The 20085-nt window shown below is 37.4% G+C and carries 17 protein-coding genes and 2 pseudogenes; 5 read left to right on the top strand and 14 right to left on the bottom strand.

Annotation, left to right across the window (positions count from 1 at the left end):
• Positions 1-110: 110 nt before the first annotated feature.
• Positions 111-1901 carry a phosphomethylpyrimidine synthase ThiC gene (gene thiC / locus LG336_RS08055; protein ID WP_404332054.1) on the top strand — a complete coding sequence of 597 codons (1791 nt, stop codon included), beginning with the start codon at positions 111-113 and terminating at the stop codon, positions 1899-1901.
• A gap of 606 nt (positions 1902-2507) precedes the next feature.
• Positions 2508-3176: a DUF421 domain-containing protein gene (locus LG336_RS08050; protein ID WP_404332053.1), complete on the top strand. Its 669-nt coding sequence runs from the start codon at positions 2508-2510 to the stop codon at positions 3174-3176.
• Positions 3177-3627: 451 nt separating this feature from the next.
• On the opposite strand, the gene LG336_RS08045 is transcribed toward LG336_RS08050, so the two are convergent.
• The 7 genes and pseudogenes from LG336_RS08045 to LG336_RS08015 all read right to left on the bottom strand — a co-directional run bounded on the left by LG336_RS08045 (position 3628) and on the right by LG336_RS08015 (position 10124).
• Positions 3628-5145 carry a Na+/H+ antiporter NhaC family protein gene (locus tag LG336_RS08045; protein WP_404332052.1) on the bottom strand — a complete coding sequence of 506 codons (1518 nt, stop codon included), beginning with the start codon at positions 5143-5145 and terminating at the stop codon, positions 3628-3630.
• Positions 5146-6031: 886 nt separating this feature from the next.
• A complete protein-coding gene (locus LG336_RS08040) occupies positions 6032-7012 on the bottom strand; it encodes a DUF3231 family protein (RefSeq protein WP_404332051.1) in 981 nt (326 codons plus the stop codon).
• A 1111-nt stretch (positions 7013-8123) separates the two neighbouring features.
• On the bottom strand, positions 8124-8273 hold the full coding sequence (locus LG336_RS08035; RefSeq protein WP_094246623.1) for a hypothetical protein: 150 nt from the start codon (positions 8271-8273) through the stop codon (positions 8124-8126).
• Between the two features lie 411 nt (positions 8274-8684).
• Positions 8685-8849 (bottom strand): annotated as a pseudogene (locus tag LG336_RS08030) (YvrJ family protein).
• An 81-nt stretch (positions 8850-8930) separates the two neighbouring features.
• Positions 8931-9149, bottom strand: a complete 219-nt coding sequence (locus LG336_RS08025) for a DUF2922 domain-containing protein (RefSeq protein ID WP_404332050.1) — start codon at positions 9147-9149, stop codon at positions 8931-8933.
• 34 nt (positions 9150-9183) lie between these two features.
• Positions 9184-9399 carry a DUF1659 domain-containing protein gene (locus LG336_RS08020; RefSeq protein WP_404332049.1) on the bottom strand — a complete coding sequence of 72 codons (216 nt, stop codon included), beginning with the start codon at positions 9397-9399 and terminating at the stop codon, positions 9184-9186.
• A gap of 173 nt (positions 9400-9572) precedes the next feature.
• Positions 9573-10124, bottom strand: coding sequence for a GNAT family N-acetyltransferase (locus tag LG336_RS08015; protein ID WP_404332048.1), 552 nt, complete (start codon positions 10122-10124; stop codon positions 9573-9575).
• Between the two features lie 324 nt (positions 10125-10448).
• Between LG336_RS08015 and LG336_RS08010 the strand changes: the two are divergent.
• Both LG336_RS08010 and LG336_RS08005 read left to right on the top strand, forming a co-directional pair.
• Positions 10449-10635, top strand: a pseudogene (locus tag LG336_RS08010) (oxidoreductase); the annotation flags it as partial.
• A 344-nt stretch (positions 10636-10979) separates the two neighbouring features.
• Positions 10980-11177 (top strand): hypothetical protein, encoded by a 198-nt coding sequence (locus LG336_RS08005; protein WP_404332047.1) that lies wholly within the window; start codon positions 10980-10982, stop codon positions 11175-11177.
• A 659-nt stretch (positions 11178-11836) separates the two neighbouring features.
• Here LG336_RS08005 and LG336_RS08000 read toward each other — a convergent pair.
• From LG336_RS08000 to LG336_RS07985, 4 genes are all read right to left on the bottom strand, one after another.
• Positions 11837-13270: a DHA2 family efflux MFS transporter permease subunit gene (locus tag LG336_RS08000; RefSeq protein ID WP_404332046.1), complete on the bottom strand. Its 1434-nt coding sequence runs from the start codon at positions 13268-13270 to the stop codon at positions 11837-11839.
• An 81-nt stretch (positions 13271-13351) separates the two neighbouring features.
• Positions 13352-14689 (bottom strand): NtaA/DmoA family FMN-dependent monooxygenase, encoded by a 1338-nt coding sequence (locus LG336_RS07995; RefSeq protein WP_404332045.1) that lies wholly within the window; start codon positions 14687-14689, stop codon positions 13352-13354.
• 265 nt (positions 14690-14954) lie between these two features.
• A complete protein-coding gene (locus LG336_RS07990) occupies positions 14955-15383 on the bottom strand; it encodes a MarR family winged helix-turn-helix transcriptional regulator (RefSeq protein WP_404332044.1) in 429 nt (142 codons plus the stop codon).
• Positions 15384-15913: 530 nt separating this feature from the next.
• Complete coding sequence (locus LG336_RS07985) at positions 15914-16273, bottom strand: winged helix-turn-helix transcriptional regulator (RefSeq protein WP_404332043.1); 360 nt, start codon at positions 16271-16273, stop codon at positions 15914-15916.
• A 225-nt stretch (positions 16274-16498) separates the two neighbouring features.
• Here LG336_RS07985 and LG336_RS07980 point away from each other — a divergent pair, with 225 nt between their 5' ends.
• On the top strand, positions 16499-17245 hold the full coding sequence (locus LG336_RS07980; protein ID WP_404332042.1) for an NADPH-dependent F420 reductase: 747 nt from the start codon (positions 16499-16501) through the stop codon (positions 17243-17245).
• 804 nt (positions 17246-18049) lie between these two features.
• Here the strand turns inward: LG336_RS07980 and LG336_RS07975 are convergent.
• From LG336_RS07975 to LG336_RS07965, 3 genes are all read right to left on the bottom strand, one after another.
• Positions 18050-18523 (bottom strand): hypothetical protein, encoded by a 474-nt coding sequence (locus LG336_RS07975; protein ID WP_404332041.1) that lies wholly within the window; start codon positions 18521-18523, stop codon positions 18050-18052.
• Positions 18524-18690: 167 nt separating this feature from the next.
• Entirely contained in the window at positions 18691-19206 is a 516-nt protein-coding gene (locus LG336_RS07970; RefSeq protein WP_404332040.1) for a MarR family winged helix-turn-helix transcriptional regulator, read from the bottom strand.
• Positions 19207-19804: 598 nt separating this feature from the next.
• The gene (locus LG336_RS07965) at positions 19805-20083 is read right to left on the bottom strand and encodes a glycine betaine ABC transporter substrate-binding protein (protein ID WP_404332038.1); all 279 of its coding nucleotides are present in this window, start codon (positions 20081-20083) and stop codon (positions 19805-19807) included.
• Positions 20084-20085 lie beyond the last annotated feature (2 nt).

The raw sequence follows: 20085 nt of genomic DNA, 5'->3' as shown, positions 1-20085 counted from the left end.
AGCCATTTATTGGACACCGGCTTTTTTATATACTTCATAAGCTTTTATAAGCTTTCCCCTTGTTGTGTTCTATATCTCGTCCTTATATTCAAAAAAAGGAGAGATTTATTATGTCAAAGTCAACATCTTCATTAAACAAACAAAATATTTCCATCATGTCTAATTTTTCTGGTAGCAAAAAAGTATATGTAACAGGCTCTAGGCCTGACATTAAAGTTCCAATGCGTGAAATCGAGTTAAGCCCGACAACCGGTACGTTTGGAGAAGAGGAAAATCCTCCATTACGTGTGTATGACACCAGCGGACCTTATACAGACCCTGATTATTCTGTCGATATTACAAAAGGTCTTCCTTCCCTTCGCAGTTCATGGATTCAAGAACGTGGCGATGTTGAGGAATATGATGGCCGTGAAATCAAGCCTGAGGATAATGGATATAAAGATGAAAACGATCCTCGCACGAATCATAACGTGTTTCCTGGTTTAAAGCGGAAACCGTTACGGGCAAAAAAAGGGAAAAGTGTTACACAACTTCATTATGCAAGAAAAGGAATTATCACGCCTGAAATGGAATTTATCGCAATTAGAGAAAATATGAAACCTGAATTCGTACGGGATGAAATTGCAAAAGGTCGAGCGATTATTCCTTCTAATATCAACCATCCAGAAGCAGAGCCTATGATAATAGGCCGTAATTTCCACGTTAAAATTAATGCGAATATTGGCAACTCTGCTGTTTCTTCTTCTATTGAAGAAGAGGTTGAAAAAATGACATGGGCCTCGCGTTGGGGTGCTGATAATATTATGGATTTATCTACAGGGAAAAACATTCATACAACACGGGAATGGATTATTCGTAACTCAGCGGTTCCTGTAGGAACTGTCCCAATTTATCAGGCACTTGAAAAAGTAAATGGTGTTGCTGAAGATCTTACATGGGAGGTTTACCGAGATACTTTAATAGAACAAGCAGAGCAAGGTGTTGATTACTTCACCATTCATGCTGGTGTTCTTTTACGATATATCCCGTTAACAGCAAAGCGTGTAACAGGTATTGTCTCTCGCGGTGGATCTATCATGGCACAATGGTGTCTATACCACCACAAAGAAAGCTTTTTATACACTCACTTTGAAGAAATCTGTGAAATCATGAAATCCTATGATGTTGCATTCTCTTTGGGGGATGGTTTGCGTCCTGGATCTATTCGTGACGCAAATGATGAAGCACAGTTTGCAGAATTAGACACTCTTGGAGAGCTAACAAAAATTGCTTGGGAGCATGATGTACAGGTGATGATTGAAGGACCAGGGCATGTACCAATGCACCTAATTAAAGAAAATATGGATAAACAACTGGAAGTGTGTCAGGAGGCGCCATTCTACACACTTGGACCTCTTACGACTGATATTGCTCCTGGTTATGATCACATTACATCTGCTATTGGAGCTGCAATGATTGGTTGGTATGGGACTGCGATGCTTTGTTATGTAACGCCAAAAGAACATTTAGGCTTACCGAATAGAGAGGATGTTCGTGTAGGGGTTGTCACTTATAAAATTGCTGCACATGCTGCTGATTTGGCAAAAGGACATCCAGGAGCACGTAAAAGAGATGATGCCTTATCAAAAGCTCGTTTTGAATTCCGTTGGAGGGATCAGTTTAATTTATCTTTAGATCCTGAACGTGCAATTGAATATCATGATGAAACTTTACCTGCTGAAGGTGCAAAAACAGCACATTTCTGTTCTATGTGTGGACCTAAATTTTGCAGTATGAGAATCTCACAAGATATTCGTAATTTTGCAAAAGAAAAAGAACTTGATACGGAGGAAGCTATTGAAATAGGTATGAAGGAAAAAGCTAAACAGTTTAAGCAATCTGGTGGTAACATATATCAGTAACTTTCTTAGGGGGTTATTAGGGTGAAGGTCGAAAAAATTGAAGAGAAAATTAATCAACTCAGAACTAACCTTGCTTTTTTGGAGAAAAGTTTAAAGGAGATCCAGCAAAATTGTGATCATCATTTTAAAGGAAATCAACATTATGAAAAATGTATAAAGTGTAATAAAGTAAATGTTTTATATTATTAGTAAATAAAAAAGTCTCATATGAAGTAAAGCTAAGAGATTCCACAAGAAACCTTGCCTTAATTATTTTATTAAGGCAGGTGAATTTGTGGTGACTGGTACCACTCGAAATATAATATTGATTGCGTTTAAAAGAAAATGCTTGGAGCATAAAGGGGCATTTATTAGCTGCTGTGAATATATTCCAATCATTGAGGGCATTTTAATTTTATTAAGGGCTTTTTTCTCAAACTTTGTTGCTTTTGGATACAAAATAGGATGGATGAAGCTTTGTTTCACTGCAAAATAGAGAAACGAGCTTGCAAACTTACTATAACGTACAAAACAGCTTACCTTGCGTTAAAATCGGCATTAAGATTTTTACAATTTTAACAACAATGTTTACGAAAACAGCCTTATTAAATACCTGAGGTGACCTTTATGACATTGATCCTCAAGATTTTCGTCCTCTATCTCATTACGATCGCGATCATGAGAATCATGGGAAAATCAACAATCATTCAAATGACTCCCTATGATTTGGTTGCGATTATTATCGTTGGTACGGTAGCGGCTGAACCTCTTATTAGTACGGATTTTTATCCAACTGTGTCGGCTTTAGCAATACTTGTGATTTTCCATATTTTGTTCTCGAAGATGACCTTATGGCAATGGGGCAATCGCTTCTTTTTAGGTGAGCCGACGATTTTAATTAAGCACGGTGAAATTGTTGAAGATAATATGGAAAAATCAAGATTATCTTATGCACAGCTTCTCTCCATTTTGCGAAGCAAAGGCTACCCTAAGCTTTCAGACATTGATTATGCGATACTCGAGCCAATCGGTGAAGTCAGCATCATTTCTAAAGCGGAAAATACGCCGGTCACCGTTCAGCATTTAGAAATCCCTATTAAAGATGAAGGCCTGCCGATTGCTGTGATTATTGACGGACGAATCCAAGGCAGGAATCTACGATTGCTGGGTAAATCAAAAGAGTGGCTAATGGGAAATTTAACGAAAAATGATTTGTATGTGAAAGATATTATTTATGCTTATGTAAACGAGAAGACGGAGAAATTGAATATTCATAAACGACAGGATGCGGAATAGGCTGTGTGGGGTAACCTACATGGTCTTTTTTTGTTTATATAGAAAACCCCCATTTTCTTACAGAGACTAAGTGGTTAGCTTCTAAAAACACTCTTATGTAAAAAGCAAAATGTATCTCACTTGAGAATTAGAGATCAAAAAAGGGTATGCTTACTGACCCTAAAACCAACGATCTGAATCCTTACTTCACTTATTAGTGGGATAAGCTCTTGCATGTTCCTTCCTCCTCTCTATTAAATTACACCGTTTCGAGATAGGAAAAGCCGGTTCCTAATGGAATCCGGCCCTTTTATGATTAGATAATCTCGTATTCTGTGACATTTCGTTCAACAACGCGCGCACCGCCAACGGAAACAATGTGCCCATAAAGGGTAATTGGGGGTAATTGGTGTCAGGCACAATCCAATTATCTGGAAGGTGCCTGACACCTGTAACATTCTTCTCTGGCTATTTACTGATTGCTTAACAAGCGCTTTTTATCCATTTTCGATAACACAAGGACCGCCATAACTAGGAGTGCGATGGCAAGAAGAAGTGTCCAAGCACTCCCAGTAATCCCCGCGACAATAAATCCAATAAAAGTCACAGTTGCATTTAAAATTGCATATGGCAATTGTGTTTTGACGTGATCAATATGATCAGCACCAGCTCCAGTTGATGACAGCAAGGTCGTATCCGAAATTGGGGAAGTATGGTCACCAAACATTCCGCCAGAAAGAACGGCCGCAATACAAACCAATAGATGCGCATCAAGCCCAACCGCCATTGGAATCGCAATTGGAATCATGATCGCGAACGTTCCCCATGACGTTCCAGATGCTAATGACATGATGGCCCCGACTACAAACAAGATGGCCGGAATAATGAATACAGGAATATTTCCTTGCACCATTTCAACAATAAACATGGCCGTTCCCATATCACTTAACAACGTACCAAGCGCCCATGCCAGTACAAGGGTGACCGCAACATACGCCATTTTCTGCATCCCAGATGTATAAATCTCAAAAGCTTCGCCAAACTTCTTTATTTTGAAACTAATCATTAAAATGATAATGGTAACAGCCGCAAACAAGTAGGCCGTTGTTAGGGATACTCGAAACTCATTTCCAGGAACCTGTTCAAACGGGAAGCCAAATGAGATCAATAATCCAAATAAAGTTAAGAACAAAACCAATAATGGCAACCAGATCAAAATTGCTTTCGAACTATTGGTGTACTTCTCCGTTTGCTCTGGCTTTCTTAGTGGTTTTGAGTCTGGCCAGTATAAAGCACCTGTTTCTTGAATTCTTCTTTCCGCCTTTGCCATCGGACCGAAATCAAGCTTTGTGAACGTGACCAAAGGAACCATGATCACCGCTAAGATCGCGTAAAATTGAAAAGGAATCACTTGTACAAAGGTATCAAATTCAGAAGCTGTGATGTTTAACAAGTCAAACTCATTTTTAATCAATCCCATTATATAAACTCCCCAACCAATAAACGGAATCAAGACCGCTACCGGAGAGGAGGTAGAATCGATAATCCATGCAAGTTTCTCTCTAGAAACCTTTAGCTTATCAAAGACTTTTTCAAACACCGGACCAACAATTAAAGGCGTACCCAAGTCAGAGAAAAAGATGATGATTCCACCAATCCAAGCTCCAATCTGCGCTTTAGCACGACTTTTTATGTATTTAATCGACGCCTGTGCGAGAGCGGCACCCCCACCGGAATTTTCCATCAGTGCCACAAAGCCCCCGATAAAAAACAGCAGTACGAGAACACCGGTATTATAGCCATCGCCTAGTCGTGGATAAATATACGTTTCGATGGTTTGCATCGTTGCTTCAAGTGGATTTCCTCCTGCTAAAATCAAAACACCGATAAACACACCCGAAAACAAAGATACAATCACATTTTTTGTGATCATCGCTAAAATGACCGCAACAATCGGCGGTATTAAAGAGACAATTCCCATATGTTCCATTTTCACTCATTCCTTTCTATTGTTGTTCATGATGTAACAGGAAGAATGCAGCTAGCATGCAGAATTGATTTTCAATCTTTCCATAAAAAAATCAGGTTCCTTCCCCTTCACAACCGTTCTTCATCAGAAATTTTATTATTTTATGAGAATAATAGTGTTAGTTTACTCTACTAGCATAGACTTGTAAATATACTTTTTAATTTATTTTTATGCATTTTAAAATTGCCAAAATGCTCATAAGATTTTGTTTCGTTGTTCAAAGAAAGAACGGGCGAACAGTGCCTGACACACCCCAAGAAGTATAAGAAGATTATTATTTGAGTGAAGTCCATTTTCTAATGGGCTTTCCTCTTTTTACTGAACTATCCATTGTATCTTCATAGTTCAATGTCTTTAAGTATCTAATTTTCCAGGCCTCACGACAACGACCATAAAACCACCCATTCTCCTTCTCAAACCCCAACTTCACAGCTCAATCGGTCCATTCCGCTGCTAAGCAAAAATCACCTGAATGACATTTTTCCGTTTGGTTTTTCTATCGTAATGATTGTCAAGATATAATAAGGCAATGATATCGGAACGGGACACTGGGACAGGTTATTCACTGTCCCAGTTCCAGTATATATATATCCCTTACAGTCTAAGTCATTTTCGGTACCACTCGAAATATTTTATTGCATTAAAATGAAAACAGAGAAAATGCTTGGAGTACATAACTCCAAACATTTTTATAGCAATCTTTATTGAAGATACGCGGCCCTATAGTTGAATAAGGGCGATAAACAATTTAATGAACAGTATCCTTGTACTGCGCAGCAAACTTTTGTTTTGTTAGTGTTCTTCTTAAAAATAAGCTCCCCTATATTTGAAGAATAGTTCGTCTTACTTATTCTTTTTTAGCCAAAGGAAGTTGATCCATAAAGCCATGTTCTATCATAAGATTGGCGCTGTCCTCACCATATTTTAAAACCTCAGCCATTAACCGAGTATAATGTACTCCCAAATCTCTTCTTTGAACGGAAGAAAGCGAAGTTCCGTATCTTCCTGAAGCTTCAGATGTTAATAAGGTCATTTTGTATAGCATTAATCTGTCTGAAAATGGGGATACTGCCGTATCTGTGAGTTCGCTCTCCCATGTAGGTAGTTTTGGTAAATCATTTTCAGTTAATATAGACTGAAATATGTCTAAATGCTTTTGTAGAATTTCTACTCCGCGCTCATAATGTTTCTTTAGTTTTTTTGATGGTGTAACCTGAGCAAACTTTTTCATAAAGGTTTTATGTAATTCCGTAGCCTTAAAATTAAAAACAAGCTGACTGATCTCAGCAGTATTGATAGGACGACGTTCAGCAAACCATCCAGCTAAAAAACGTTGATTACTAACTTTTTCAGCGTGATTGGGAGTTGGAATATGAATTTCAGGGTGGTGAAGTCCTTTTTTTATTATAAAGTCCGCTAAACGATTAGAGAGCTCAGCTGAATTTTTGAGACACTCTTGATAAAATTCACGAATATCTTTACGGGTTGAGGTACTTAAAGACAATGAATAAACAATGTGAGCAGCTTGAGATAACTGGTATTTTATGATACCTGTAAAATTATCCGTACAAATAGCTGGAGCATCTATATCCACATCATTTTGATCAAATTTTTGCGGAAGTGGATGATTGGCTTCTTCTAAAAAAGCTTTAGATATATCAACTTCAATCTTCGCAATTTCTTCTGCATACTCAAGAATCGCATGTAGTTCCTCATCTTGTGTCTTTGCAATAAAATATTGAGTAACTGGATAAGACATTGTATTGGTTAAATAGGATTGCCATAAATTTGTGACTTCTGAAGGTGTTAATTTTTTTATAGCAGTCATTTATTTTCCTCCATCAAGGATTTAGTAAAACGTTCATAATTTATTTTTTTATTCTCTTCAATAAAAATGTAAATATTCTATAGTTTTTCTATATTTATTCCAAACTGCCCATTATCCCATCATGCAGCGCAAGAACGGCGGTGCACCGTAGAGAATGAAAGTGGATTTAATTCCGTCAATACTTCTACTATGGCTGGGAGATGAAGGTCCGCTAACGGTGAATTATTCAATAATAATAGCATTGCTTCGGATTTTGTTGTTTAGCTAAGGGATTAGGATACTTCTTTTCATAAGGCTCTTTTCTTAAACTTTGTGACTTTTGGATATTAAGTAGAACGACTTAAGCATCGTTACAGAGCAGAATGGCGATTTACATATGAGAAAAGAGCTTGCAATCAAACTAAAACGTACAAAATTAGCTTATCTTACGTTAAAATCGGCTTTAGGTAGTAAAAATCGGCTTTAAGATTTTTACAATTTTAACAACAATCCTTAAAAAACAGCCTTTCATAAAGACCATTATTGTTGCGCAATCATTGTAAAATAAGAAAGACGATCGCTTTGAATGCAATCGTCCTCTTAGGTAGCTATTCTATTCACAGTACCCTTGTACTACGCAGCATGAAATGACTTTGTATTTAGTTGTTCTTCTTAAAGATAAGCGGCCTACAGTTCAAAAGAGATAGGGGGTTAATCCTTTACATCTTACCTGCATATTTCCCTAACTAGCTGCCATAAAGCGTTGTTTTCTGATTTTTCGTCCCAAGTCTATTATAAAGTTTCTTCTTAAACTCTTCCGACACACCATCATCATGGGCTGGCATGTCGACAACTCCTTTTTCTGGTAAAGCGACTGCTCTTATTGAACAATCGCTCCCGTCAGTTCTATAAATTATTTCAATGACCTTGCAACTTCCAACATTTTATTTCTTGATAATCTATTGATTCTGCTACTGAAATTTTTAGTGAGGAATGGATATCTGATGACGAGTTTTTTGTCATCGAATCTGAAATTTATGGGAATAATAAACTCTATCTATCATCAATTAAAAAAAGAACTTCGAATAAGAAAAACATAGGGAGATTTCGTCTTCCTATGTTTTCATTCATATTATTTATCTGTTTGTTTTTGCTTCTTTTTCAAATACTCCGCACGTATTTTTTCAAGATGCTGCTTTTTATCAAATTTGGCAGGCGTCTGTTTTTCATGAAACTTTGTCACAGCTACCTTACCTTTGGTATCCAATTGATATTTTCCCACTTTGTTCACCTACTTTTCTTGTCTTTAAAGAGAATCTATTCAACAAATATAATATACCTTATTTTACTGAAGTAAACCTTATTACTTTATTAGTGTACTGCTAACTTTGCATATATCAGTAAAAACAATAAAAACTTAGTAAAATAATTCATCGCCAAATGATATTCATTTCATTGCTATATTCAAAATAAAATGTCTTGACACTTGCATAAGCCTCAATTATGTGGTGCCTGGCACGCCTCGAAGATTGATAGATTTTGTCGAAAAAACCAGTTTAGATATCTGGCAAAAGGGGTCAGTGACCCAAGAAAAACCAGTGCCAGGTGACAAATCACTGTGATTTGTCACTTGAGGTGTCTGCAAAATGGGGAATCACTGTCTTGCATTTCTTGGACACCATTTGAGATCTCTCTACATAATTTTCCTTTCCGAGTAATCGCTTTCCTTCATCTGGTACGGTAGGTTCTGAATCGATTGGACAACATTGTCGAGCTTGGCTTCGATTCGATGAAGCAAGTATCAGGTGACAATGATTGGAAACCCTACTTCACTTATTAGCGGGATGAGCTCTTGCATGTTCCTTCCTCCTTTCTATTGATTTTCCACCGTTTCATGATAGGAAAAGCCGGTTCCTAATGGAATCCGGCCCTTTTATGATTAGATAATCTCGTATTCTGTAACATTTCGTTCGACCACGCGAGCACCGCCAACGGAAACAAGATTCCCGTAAGCTGAGAAAAATGCATTTGATGCAATAATCGATTCCATTGCCAGCTTTAAGGCAGCTACATCCACCGGCTCAACGGGGTTGTCCACCGTCAATCGAGCGACTTTGCCAAGATCCGTTCCAAATTGTAATTCCAATGTCTTTGCCATCCTATTCACCTCCTTCCTTCCCTATTAAGAGGGATTAAATAATGTCGTGATTATCAGTACGTTCGACCGAGCTAAGCGGATACGCACTTAGTCCGCCTAGTGCCGTTGCTGCTTGATGCAGCTGATCCGGAGTCGCCTCTTTTCTGAGGTTCGCGTAAGATTTCCCTTTGAAAATCGGCTCGCCTTTCTCATTTAAGCCCGTTTCAAAAACTAACGTCATACGAGAATCTTTTAACATAGCTTGTGCCATTGTTCCTCACCTCCCTTCACTGTTTATATAGTGAGCAGGAGGAGAAAAGGACAGGGTAAGAAATTTTTTAATCCTTTTATGGAGGTTTCATAGCAAGGAAAGTCTCAAAAAGCATTTGATAGATGAACAGTGGTTCTTCATTGGGCAGTTTGATTGTAATCGGTACCGATATTTCACAAACCTTTAAATTCCTCTTTTAACATAGCGAATAAGTAGTTATCTCTCCATTGTCCTTTTACCTTTAAGTTTTTTATAAAATGGCCTTCTTGTCGGAAACCTATTTTGCTTAAGAGGTTGACTGAGCCAGCATTTTCTACATCACAGACCGCATATATCCTATGGATATCCATAGTATTAAACCCTAAATATAATAATCCGTTAACAATTTCTATCCCATAACCTTGTTTCCAGTAGTTTGAGTTAATAAAATATCCGATTTCTACTGTTTTAAAATCCTGATCTCTTATCATTAACAATGCATTTCCTATAACTTTATTTGTGTATTTTAATACGACCGCTAAAACAAATATTTGTCTGTTTTCTTCGTTTTGAAAAGCAATTTGCTTTCTAAGACTACGTAATGTTTGCTCTCTATTAGTTGGCCCCCAAGTTAAGTATTCAACAACTTTTTGATCTAACTTAAATTCATAAATATCTTCAAAATCATCTTCACTAAGTTCTCTAAGAATTAGCCTTTTAGTTTCCACAGCAGGGATTCTAGTCATTTATAACACCTCACCAAATTTTCATAGATGTAATTCGTTGCCCTCTAAATGGCTCCGTTAACTTAAGTACATTTTTTCAAATTCAAAAAATGAAGATTTTTGCTGCGCAGTAATTGTCTACTACGCAGGAAGGAACGACAATACTTATTCCACCTTACTAGTTCATTAGTTGAAAAAGCTTTCTTTTATTTTAATATTATATGTGTTCCACTGGCACGTCCCGAAGAATCTTGTTTCAAAAGTAGTTCTATAGAAAGGCTAAAGAAAACGAAAAAGGTGTCAGGCACCCTCCAGATTCTGGATGGTGCCTGACACCTTCTACTGGCAATCAACACCGAATTGTTAAATACGATAACCGATATGAATATGGCAGAAGGTATGACTGCGCTGTACGAGCAATTTAAGAATTACACCTGATAGGGTGGCCAATATTGTGGCGTTTGCGATTGATCCACCAGAAGATACGAATATTAACGAATTTACAATCGGCCCAACAAGTCAACCTTGGTAATATTTATTATGACAAACACATGCTAACTATGTGTTTGTCTTTTTTTCGGAATAACTCAGGCTGTCGATAATTTCTCGACAGACTACTCATCCTCCATGGTTGACTGCCCCTCTTTTATTCTTTCATTTGTTAAGTTTATTAAACTCTTTGTAAAATGTTTATTTAACCTATTGACGGAAAGTAAGTTGAGCGTTTAGAATAGCTCTCATATACACCAGAGATGTAAATGAACTGTTGTGGCACGTTACGTTTTTCCAAACCAATACTGTTCATTTTAGACTGATAGTGTCGGGTTAAATTTCAGTGTATCTTCATAATAATCCTATTAGAAACAGGTGATACGTATGGGTAAATCCGCGCATCGATTTATCGTTAATGCTGTTGGGAAGAGTGGACAGATTTACTTAACCCAGTGTAAAGATAAATTGGAATTAAATCAGTGGCTGGATGCACGCAAAAATGAACTCGTTATGGAAGAACTGCAAATAACTGATAAAAATAAGCATCCAATTTTAAAGTTATTTTCATTAAAGAAATTTTAAAAACATCAATAAAAACAGAGGTTGACAAAAAAGGACGTTTTGTTTAAACCTTCTAAGTCAGCCTCTGTTTTTTTAAAACTAGGCGAAAATATGAACCTATGAAGGCATACTTCCTATAAATTATTGCTGAACGCCAAATTGTTCCTTCACAAGTGCTTCTTCTTCAGCTTGGCTCAATCTTCCATAGGCTTTTCCTATCGTTCCTTCTTTCTCTCCCCATTAGTTAGAGTGCCTGTCCCAAACCGATATTTCTTGTTTCACATTAAAATTTCACAATCCTTTTCTTTAAGGCCATCTTCAATGCGGTTACTATACCTACGAAGTAACGCTTTACTCAAACGGGGACTGACCCCATTGTTCCATTAATCGTACAAAGAAAATGCTTGGAGCACATAACTCCAAGCATTTGTTATAACAATCTATATTAAAGATACGCTACCATATAGTTGAATAAGGCCGATAAACATTTTACTAATCAGTATATTTGTACTATGCAATACCGCTGCTTTCCATTAACAACACTTTTTCAAATAAAAGGATTAGTATTATGAAAAAATGACATAGAATTTCATCTATGTCACTAAGATTTCGTAATTAAATACACAGGGTCAACTTATATATTATTTTTTTCAGTGACCCTGTTGTTTTTTATAAAAACATCAATGCCCCGAATACCTTTCCTCGTGGTTGACTACGCGCCGAATGAAGAATGCTAGGATCAAGCTAATCAATGCTATAATCATCGTGAACCAGAACACGTTTTGTGACCCTGCCGTCATCGCGTTTGCTATTTCGGTCAGCTTGGTCGGCTCTGAGGACCCGTGCAAGTATTTCTCCATACCACCCGTAAGGATACTGATTGCTACCGCTATTCCAATTGCGCCTGCAACCTGCTGCAGTGTGTTTAAGACCGCCGTGCCGTGCGGATATAATTCCGGCGGCAATTGATTTAGTCCGTTCGTTTGTGCAGGCATCCAAATCATGGATACCCCTACCATGAGCCCGATATGCAACGCCACGATAAAGGCCACTGAAGAAGCAGGAGATAGGGTGGTAAAGAACCATAACATAACTGCAACGAGAACGAGGCCGGGAGTCACGAGCCATTTCGGTCCAAATCGATCAAATAAACGCCCCACTAGTGGTGATAGAATCCCGTTCAACGCGCTGCCTGGCAAAAGCATGAGTCCGGCGATGAAAACAGACAGTCCTGCACCAGTCTGGAGAAACATCGGCAGAATAATCATGCTCGACATAATAATCATCATACATGACAGGACTAGAAGTAGCCCAACGACGTACATCGGATACTTGAAAACGCTCAGATTCAACATCGGATCATTCATTAAGTTCTGTCGTACTATGAACAAGACCAGTGCAACAAGCCCAACGACGATCGATGTGACTACGACCATGCTGCTCCAACCCTCAGCTCCTTCGCCCGCCTTACTGAAGCCAAAGACAATACCTCCAAAACCAACCGTTGATAATAAGACAGATAGAATATCGATCCTAGGCTTTGTGACATCCGTAACGTTTTCCAAATACTTTAGCCCTATCAACAACCCTATAACTAAAAATGGAAGTGATAGCCAGAAGATGTAATGCCATGTTAAATATTCGATTAATAGACCACCAATGGTCGGTCCTGTCGCTGGAGCAAACATGATCACAAGTCCGACGAACCCCATTGCCGCACCCCGCTTTTCAGGCGGATAAACGACAAGAATGGTATTGAACAAAAGTGGAAGCAACAAGCCCATGCCTACTGCTTGTAAAACACGGGCGAACATTAACATTTCAAAATTGAACGCGATCGCCGCAATCAATGTACCAACGATTAGGCTGATAAGCGAACCTGTGAACAGCTGCCTCGTCGTAAACATCTGCAGCAATAACCCGCTCATTGGCATTAAAATGCCTAGTGTCAACAAGAACCCAGTTGTTAACCACTGTGCCGTTGCTGCTGAAATTTGGAATACTTCCATTAAATTAGTCATAGCAATATTGAGGGCAGTTTCGCTGAACATGCCGACGAAACCGCAGATAAGCAGCGATGCCATAATGGCACGCGTATTGTATTGATTCTTCATTTTATATCTCCTTTAAACCCATTTAATTAATAATCGCTTATTTTTTAGCAAATCATTGTTTGTTGTTTAGATACTTAAGCTTTAATTATCTTTCAGCCTTCCGTATTGATAAGGAACTCCCATATTCTCGCGCAGTGTTTTTCCTTCATATTCTCTGTGGAACAAACCGCGGTCCTGCAAAATTGGAACAACCAGTTCCACAAAATCAGCAACTCCATCATAGGCTATATCCGGAACAACCGAGAAGCCATCACATGCACCAGCCAAAAACCATTCTTCCAAGAAGTCGGCAACTTGTACGGGGGTGCCTGCAACTACTGGATGATAGTTAATGACTCCATGAGCAAGAACATCTCGAATGGATAATCCTTGTTTCAGAAGCTCTAAAGCTCTGTCGGAACGTGGATCCATTGGGTTGGCGTATGCCTTTTTTAACAAGTCAGCTGATAATGGTTGATCAATATCTACTGAATTCACCGATAGTGGTAAACCAACCATGGAACCAAGGTAACTTACCCTACTAGGAATCTCCTCAGGATTAAAGCTCATAAGCTGTCTTCGTCGTTCTAAACCTTCTTCTTCCGTTGAACCGATGGAAAACATAAAACCTGCATACATCTTAATGTCATCGGGATTTCGGCCAAAACGGGCAGCACTTTGTCGAACCGCTTGCCTATGTTCACGAGCAGATTCTATATCATAAGGATTTGCATAGACACCAGAAGCGTACCTCCCCGCCAATTCCAATCCTTCATCCCCTCCGCCTGCCTGGAAAATTACTGGCTGACCTTGCTCAGAAGGGGGGATTGGCAAAGGACCACGAGATGCATAATACCCCCCTTGAAGATTGATAGGCTTAATTTTGTCCATGTCGGCAAATTTTCCTCCGTCTACATCTAGCGTCCAAGCGTCTGGTTCCCAACTTCCCCACAATGCCTGGACAATTTGGATGGATTCATGAGCCATGCTATATCGTTCTTTGCGGTTGGCAACCCGAGCACCAAAATTTGCTGCGGCTAATGGCTCGGATGTGGTGACCGCATTCCAACCTACACGCCCTTTACTTATCACATCGAGTGCTTTGAACTGACGTGCTATGTTATATGGATAATTGAATGTCGTGGATAGTGTAGCAACAAGCCCAATATGTTTCGTTTCTCTGGCTACAGCCATTAGTGCTAACATAGGGTCCATAGGGAAACTAGGAGTCTGAGGGCCTAAGTCGACGGTTAATGCTGGAGTATCAGCGATAAAAATCATTTGAAATTTTCCTTTTTCAGCTAATTTAGCTCGCTCCACATAACCATCCGTATTTGTGTAGGCTGCCGGGTCGGTACCAGGCATTCTCCAAGCGCTAAATTCAGCTCCGTATCCCGAAACCATTTGTAGTGCTAATTGCATCTCTTTTCTTTCTTTCATGTATTTTTTCTCCTTTATTTAAAATAGGCTCCAAGTAAGCAAAAGAGCCGCACTAAATTCCATAGATCTGAAAAACACAAAAAATATTTAGCTTGCTAACTAATTTAAAACATTTTAGCTAGTACAGATATCATTATTTCGGCTAGAGGCACCTCTTCAGGGGATTCCCCTACCCTTTTACTTAGTAAAAAAACGATATAGAACGATTTAATATTTAGGCTGCTAAACATTTATTTAACCTACTAAATATCAACACAGAGAAAACTTAGAACAAGTTTCTCTCCATTCGCTTCATAAGTTCCCTTAAGATTAACCGTTCTTCCGGTGAGATTGAATCGAGTAATTTTTCTTGCTGCTGTTTCCATTTGAAATCAACCGGTTTCTCTAATTCTTTGCCTATTTCGGTTAGATAAATGCGCATAACCCTTGCATCTTGTTCATCACGTTTACGGTATATAAACCCATTTAGCTCCAGCGATTTCACCATATTTGTTACCGTAGGCGGTTCGCATTTTAAATGTTCACATAGTTGCATTTGTGTTACCCCATCGCCTAACCACAAACGAGCGAGTAGTTTATCCTGGCCTACATGAAGATTAAGTTCTCTAAGACTTTCGCTATAATCTCGACGCATTTTAGATGAGATTTTATCTAACGACTCACGAATATCGCATCCAACCTTATTATCGTTCATAGATATGCCTCCACTACAAAAATGTACTTAGCAAGCTAACTATATCACAGTTAAAATTTAGGTGTCCATTTATCTTAAGGAACCTCCACTCAGTTTATCGGGCTGAATTTATCTAGAACGCAGGTCAAAAGTATGGATCCAACAATAAGATTGAACCGTTCATCCACATCAGCTATTTCATACTGAAATGTTCAGAATCTGCATATTATACCGTTTGCCTATCAACTTGTTGCATGGAGTAATTTTGTTACAGACACTAGAATAAAACCAATTCTCATTTTTTAAAAGAGGGCAATAAAAATTGCTGTAGTACATTTTTTTGTACTAATAGCTTAGTTAGTGTAAAAAAAGCTGCCACAATGACAGCTTCGGATCTTCAACTCTTGCCCCCGTAACATTTCTTCACAAACTTTTATCATAAAAGAAAAAGCTACCACGAGAACGATCTCTCTCCCCACAACTTTTCCTATATACACCATTTAGTTTTTGTACCTTGGGTAAACGGTAAACGATGAATGTGAGCGCTTTGGTTAGTCTACCTGCTCTCCAAACTTCTTCCCGAACTCTTCCATTAAATCAATGATAGGAATGAATTCTTTTCCTTTTGAGGTTAATGAATACTCTACACGAGGAGGAACCTCTGGATAAACTTTGCGATTAATTAAACCATCTGTTTCCAGTTCTCGAAGTTGCTTTGTAAGAGAACCTTGTGAAATATCCCATAAAAAGGCTTTAATTTCACTATAACGACGCTCTTTGGTCTTTAAATACCAAAGAATGATATATTTCCAACGTCCAGAAAGGATGTTTTGGGTATAAGCAATGCCATAAAATTCTCTTTGTTCCTTTATACACTCTTTGTCAAATCCATCCTTACATATCCTAGACACCTATTCACCTGCTTTCTACTGTTAAGTACAAAAAAATGTACTACATCCATTTTTATTGCCTACTTCAAAAAGATGAGAAATGATTATATTCTAGTATATGTAATAGAAATACTCAATACGTTTTTACTATCTATTGGATAGATGTTTACCGTTTGATAGACATTTGAGTATGTAACTTTAAGCTGAATAATTCTTTTATATACAAATACTATAGGAGGAACAATCATGAGATTTGGAATTATCGGTGCTGGACCAATTGGGTCCATTATTTCGAAAAAATTAGTTAAGAATGGACATGATGTCAAAATTGCAGATGCACGAGGAATTGAACGTCTAGAAGGAAAAGAGCTTGCTGGAACAGCTGTACTTGTAGAGGATGCAATTAAAAATATTGAAGTTCTTATACTATCTCTCCCAATAAAAGCACTTCCAAGCATTCGGAACATGATCGATCAAGTCGGGGAGGAAGTAATTATTGTAGATACTTCAAATTATTATCCTTTTAGAGACGGTAAAATTGAAGAAATTGAAAACGGGATGGTTGAAAGTGTTTGGGTTTCAACTCAATTAGGCAGACCTATCATAAAAGCTTTCAACAACTTATTAGCCTATACTTTAGAACATAAAGGAAAATCCGAAGATTCTGGTGGACGAATTTCGATGGCAGTTGCTGGTAATAATCCATCACAAAAACAAATAGTCATGGAAGTAGTAAACGAGCTAGGCTTCGACACTGTAGATAGTGGTTCTTTAAGTGACTCTTGGAGACAACAGCCAGGAACTCCTGCTTACTGCACAGAGTTAACAAAAAATGATCTTACGGAAGCGTTGAAAAAGGCAAATAAAGAAAAAGCACCATTACTACGAGATAAGGTGATGGAACGGTTTACAGAGCTCTTTGCAGAAAAAAAGGAAGGGGAATTATCACATAAGGATATTGTGAATATAAACAGAGAAATATACAACTCATAAAAATAAAAGGTGCACTCAGTTTTAGTGCACCTTTTTGTATATCTATTTTCCTATGTAAAGTTTGAAGTTATTTGTGGAACTATTTCCCCCTACAAATGTAGACTGTAGTTGCACAGTATTTAGTTAAGTTTCTCTTCTATTTTTGTCATTTTTTTAGTGTACTATCAAGCTCTTTGCGTATTTCTTTAAACATTATTGTGAAAAACATCCATACCCTATGTTTTTTTTACTTTTAACTTTAAATATGCATTTATTGTGCCAAAAAGATAAAACGATGATGAGAATAGTTCTATAAACTCATCTATTCCCTAGAAGTACGTAGAAAAAATAATTAAATGAAAATTTATTTAATGAATTCATCGCACAAATTATATGTTCGAATCAATCTATAATGCTACATCCAGTTTCGTTATTGAATCATTTATGACAAGTCACTGTGACTTGTCACTTTAGGTGTCAGAATACCTCTCCCTTTTCGGAATCACTTTCTAGCATTTCTTGAACACTATCAGGCTCAGGCTCTCTCTACATAATTTTCCTTTCCAAGTAATCGCATTCCTTCATCGGATGCGGTCGGTTCTGAATCGGTTAGACGACATTGTCGAGCTTGGCTTCAATTTTATGAAGCAAGTATAAGGTGACAACGTTGGAAACTTTACTTCACTTATTAGTGGATAGCTCTTGCATATTCCTCCCCTCTATTTAATTTTCACCGTTTTATAATAGGAAAAGCCGGATCCTAATGGAATCCGGCCCTTCTATAACCTCATAATTACAGCCTCTATTTTAAAGTAAGTGACGACTTTATACACTCCTCATTAATAATTTTTCTTTTACAAATTGAAATCCATATAATAGTAATGCTTCAATAGTAAAAATGTACATTATTTGGATTTTTTTCATTCGAACCATAGAAGCGATTCCGAATTTTTGTAAGTAATACACTACACCATATGTAAACACACCATCTACCATTAAATTCAAAATTAAATACCTAAAAAATTTTCCATAAGTCCATTTTAATATCCAGAGTGAGCCTACCAAAAACGGTCCCCATATAAAAGGAATAATGCCTGAAATCTTAGGATGGAGTTTTTCATACCACCACCACCATCTTCGCTTTTTGGCAATAAAATTAACAATCCGTACTACTAAAGAAATAAATAAAGCAGCTGGTAAAAATCGCTTAAATGCATCTTTTCCCAACAAAGGAAACGTAAACCAAGGAAGTATCATCATTATTAATAACAATGTTTTGGAATACTTCATATGCTTCATTAATAAAACCTCCTATATAACAACCCATAAAAACCATATAATCAATATTTATTCGGATAATAATTAAATTTTATAGATTACTGATTAGCTTACCTACTAGCTTTAAAAATTATTTGCGATGACAACTAATTCATTAAAAAAATTTGATAGGGAGAACAAATTCCTTATCAAATGCTGTTATCATTTTTTACAATTGTTTGCGATATATTTTTCGCAAAATTTATGAAATTCCCCCCTATCAATTTAGAGCTTAAAATCGAGCCCACTTGAATAAATTTATCTATATCTTCTCTCGGAACCGTTGCTAATATTGAGGACAATTGAAAGTCTGGAAAAGTAGATTTTTCATCAATGAAATGATGTACAAGTGTTTGGCCTTTGTTGGTTAAGGAAACTTCTTTGATACGTGCATCTTCCCCACTTTTAATATCAACTAAATCATTATCCTTTAGTTTTAGAAGTTGTCTATATACGTTCGAAATATTCGTTTGGGATATCTCTGAAAGATCACTCATTGTCATTTGTTCAGCAAAAAATAGTATCCAAAGAATACGAAAACTAGAAAATCCTACTTCATAGTCCTTTAACCGTAGCCTTATATCTTCTTCAATAGTTAAATTTAGCCCTCTTACCATAGTAAAAACGAAACAACTTTTAGCAAACAATTCTCTGTTCGATTCCATTTAGAAAGCCTCCATAAAGCTAATAGTAATCCATTATTCCCCATCTAACTTACTTTAAACTTTGGTAAAGTAATATCCCTTTACTTCTGGTTTTTTGTAAAAACGCTATTATTTCACAGTATAAAGTCAAATGTGAATAGACAACCACTTAATAAGTGTAATCGTCTTCGTAATTTTTCAACAGTATCCTTATATACCTACATTTCCTCGAGCGATTGCTTCTGTAGATCTAAGTAGAAGCACAGAGTACCCGATAAAAAGGTGCCAGAACCATCCAGATTCTTGATTGTTTCTCGCACCTTTCTACTTCTTGAGATTTTCAAGGTCATAGCCATCCAATCACATCCTAGCAAACTCAGAAACGCAGGACATTTTATTCATAAGGATGTACCAGAGTGTAATGAGTAAAAGTGCCAGGCACCATCCAGATTATGGATGGCACACCTGGCGCTTTCTACCATTTTGAAAAAAAGATGACCTCTATTCAATACAGAAACCATCTTCTTAAGACTGCCTAGCCCTTTTTTGAAATCCTTTAAAAAGGTACACTATACAATTAAAGTTCGTGTCTTTATAATCAAATGTTATTCTGCCTCTTTTAAATCTTCAATAGAATTAATGTCCATATAGGCAGGAACAACATGTTTGGACCTAAATCAACAAGTTCTTCTTCAAATTTTGAGTAGTAAGTAGCATGTGTAGTTGGGAGTGCCGCACCTATCGTAACATCTACACTGCCGTCTGCAACGCCGGCCCACATGGCTCCGGGGTCAACTTGAATTAATTTAACTTTATAATCTAATTTGTTTTCCAACACATATTTTATAACGTTAGAACTAGCGATTACATCTGACCAAGCTACATACGCTATTTTCAATT

It is taken from the genome of Mesobacillus maritimus (assembly GCF_044803185.1).
GTDB lineage: Bacteria > Bacillota > Bacilli > Bacillales > Cytobacillaceae > Mesobacillus_B > Mesobacillus_B maritimus_B.
The sequence above is the reverse complement of the archived record's forward strand: the minus strand, read 5'-3'. Positions and strand labels throughout refer to the sequence as shown.

Excerpts from the sequence above, each read along its gene's own strand:
- thiC (WP_404332054.1), top strand. The coding sequence starts at position 111 with ATGTCAAAGTCAACATCTTCATTAAACAAACAAAATATTTCCATCATG.
- LG336_RS08050 (WP_404332053.1), top strand. The coding sequence starts at position 2,508 with ATGACATTGATCCTCAAGATTTTCGTCCTCTATCTCATTACGATCGCG.
- LG336_RS08045 (WP_404332052.1), bottom strand. The coding sequence starts at position 5,145 with ATGGAACATATGGGAATTGTCTCTTTAATACCGCCGATTGTTGCGGTC.
- LG336_RS08040 (WP_404332051.1), bottom strand. The coding sequence starts at position 7,012 with ATGACTGCTATAAAAAAATTAACACCTTCAGAAGTCACAAATTTATGG.
- LG336_RS08025 (WP_404332050.1), bottom strand. The coding sequence starts at position 9,149 with ATGGCAAAGACATTGGAATTACAATTTGGAACGGATCTTGGCAAAGTC.
- LG336_RS08020 (WP_404332049.1), bottom strand. The coding sequence starts at position 9,399 with ATGGCACAAGCTATGTTAAAAGATTCTCGTATGACGTTAGTTTTTGAA.
- LG336_RS08015 (WP_404332048.1), bottom strand. The coding sequence starts at position 10,124 with ATGACTAGAATCCCTGCTGTGGAAACTAAAAGGCTAATTCTTAGAGAA.
- LG336_RS08005 (WP_404332047.1), top strand. The coding sequence starts at position 10,980 with ATGGGTAAATCCGCGCATCGATTTATCGTTAATGCTGTTGGGAAGAGT.
- LG336_RS08000 (WP_404332046.1), bottom strand. The coding sequence starts at position 13,270 with ATGAAGAATCAATACAATACGCGTGCCATTATGGCATCGCTGCTTATC.
- LG336_RS07995 (WP_404332045.1), bottom strand. The coding sequence starts at position 14,689 with ATGAAAGAAAGAAAAGAGATGCAATTAGCACTACAAATGGTTTCGGGA.
- LG336_RS07990 (WP_404332044.1), bottom strand. The coding sequence starts at position 15,383 with ATGAACGATAATAAGGTTGGATGCGATATTCGTGAGTCGTTAGATAAA.
- LG336_RS07980 (WP_404332042.1), top strand. The coding sequence starts at position 16,499 with ATGAGATTTGGAATTATCGGTGCTGGACCAATTGGGTCCATTATTTCG.
- LG336_RS07975 (WP_404332041.1), bottom strand. The coding sequence starts at position 18,523 with ATGAAGCATATGAAGTATTCCAAAACATTGTTATTAATAATGATGATA.
- LG336_RS07970 (WP_404332040.1), bottom strand. The coding sequence starts at position 19,206 with ATGGAATCGAACAGAGAATTGTTTGCTAAAAGTTGTTTCGTTTTTACT.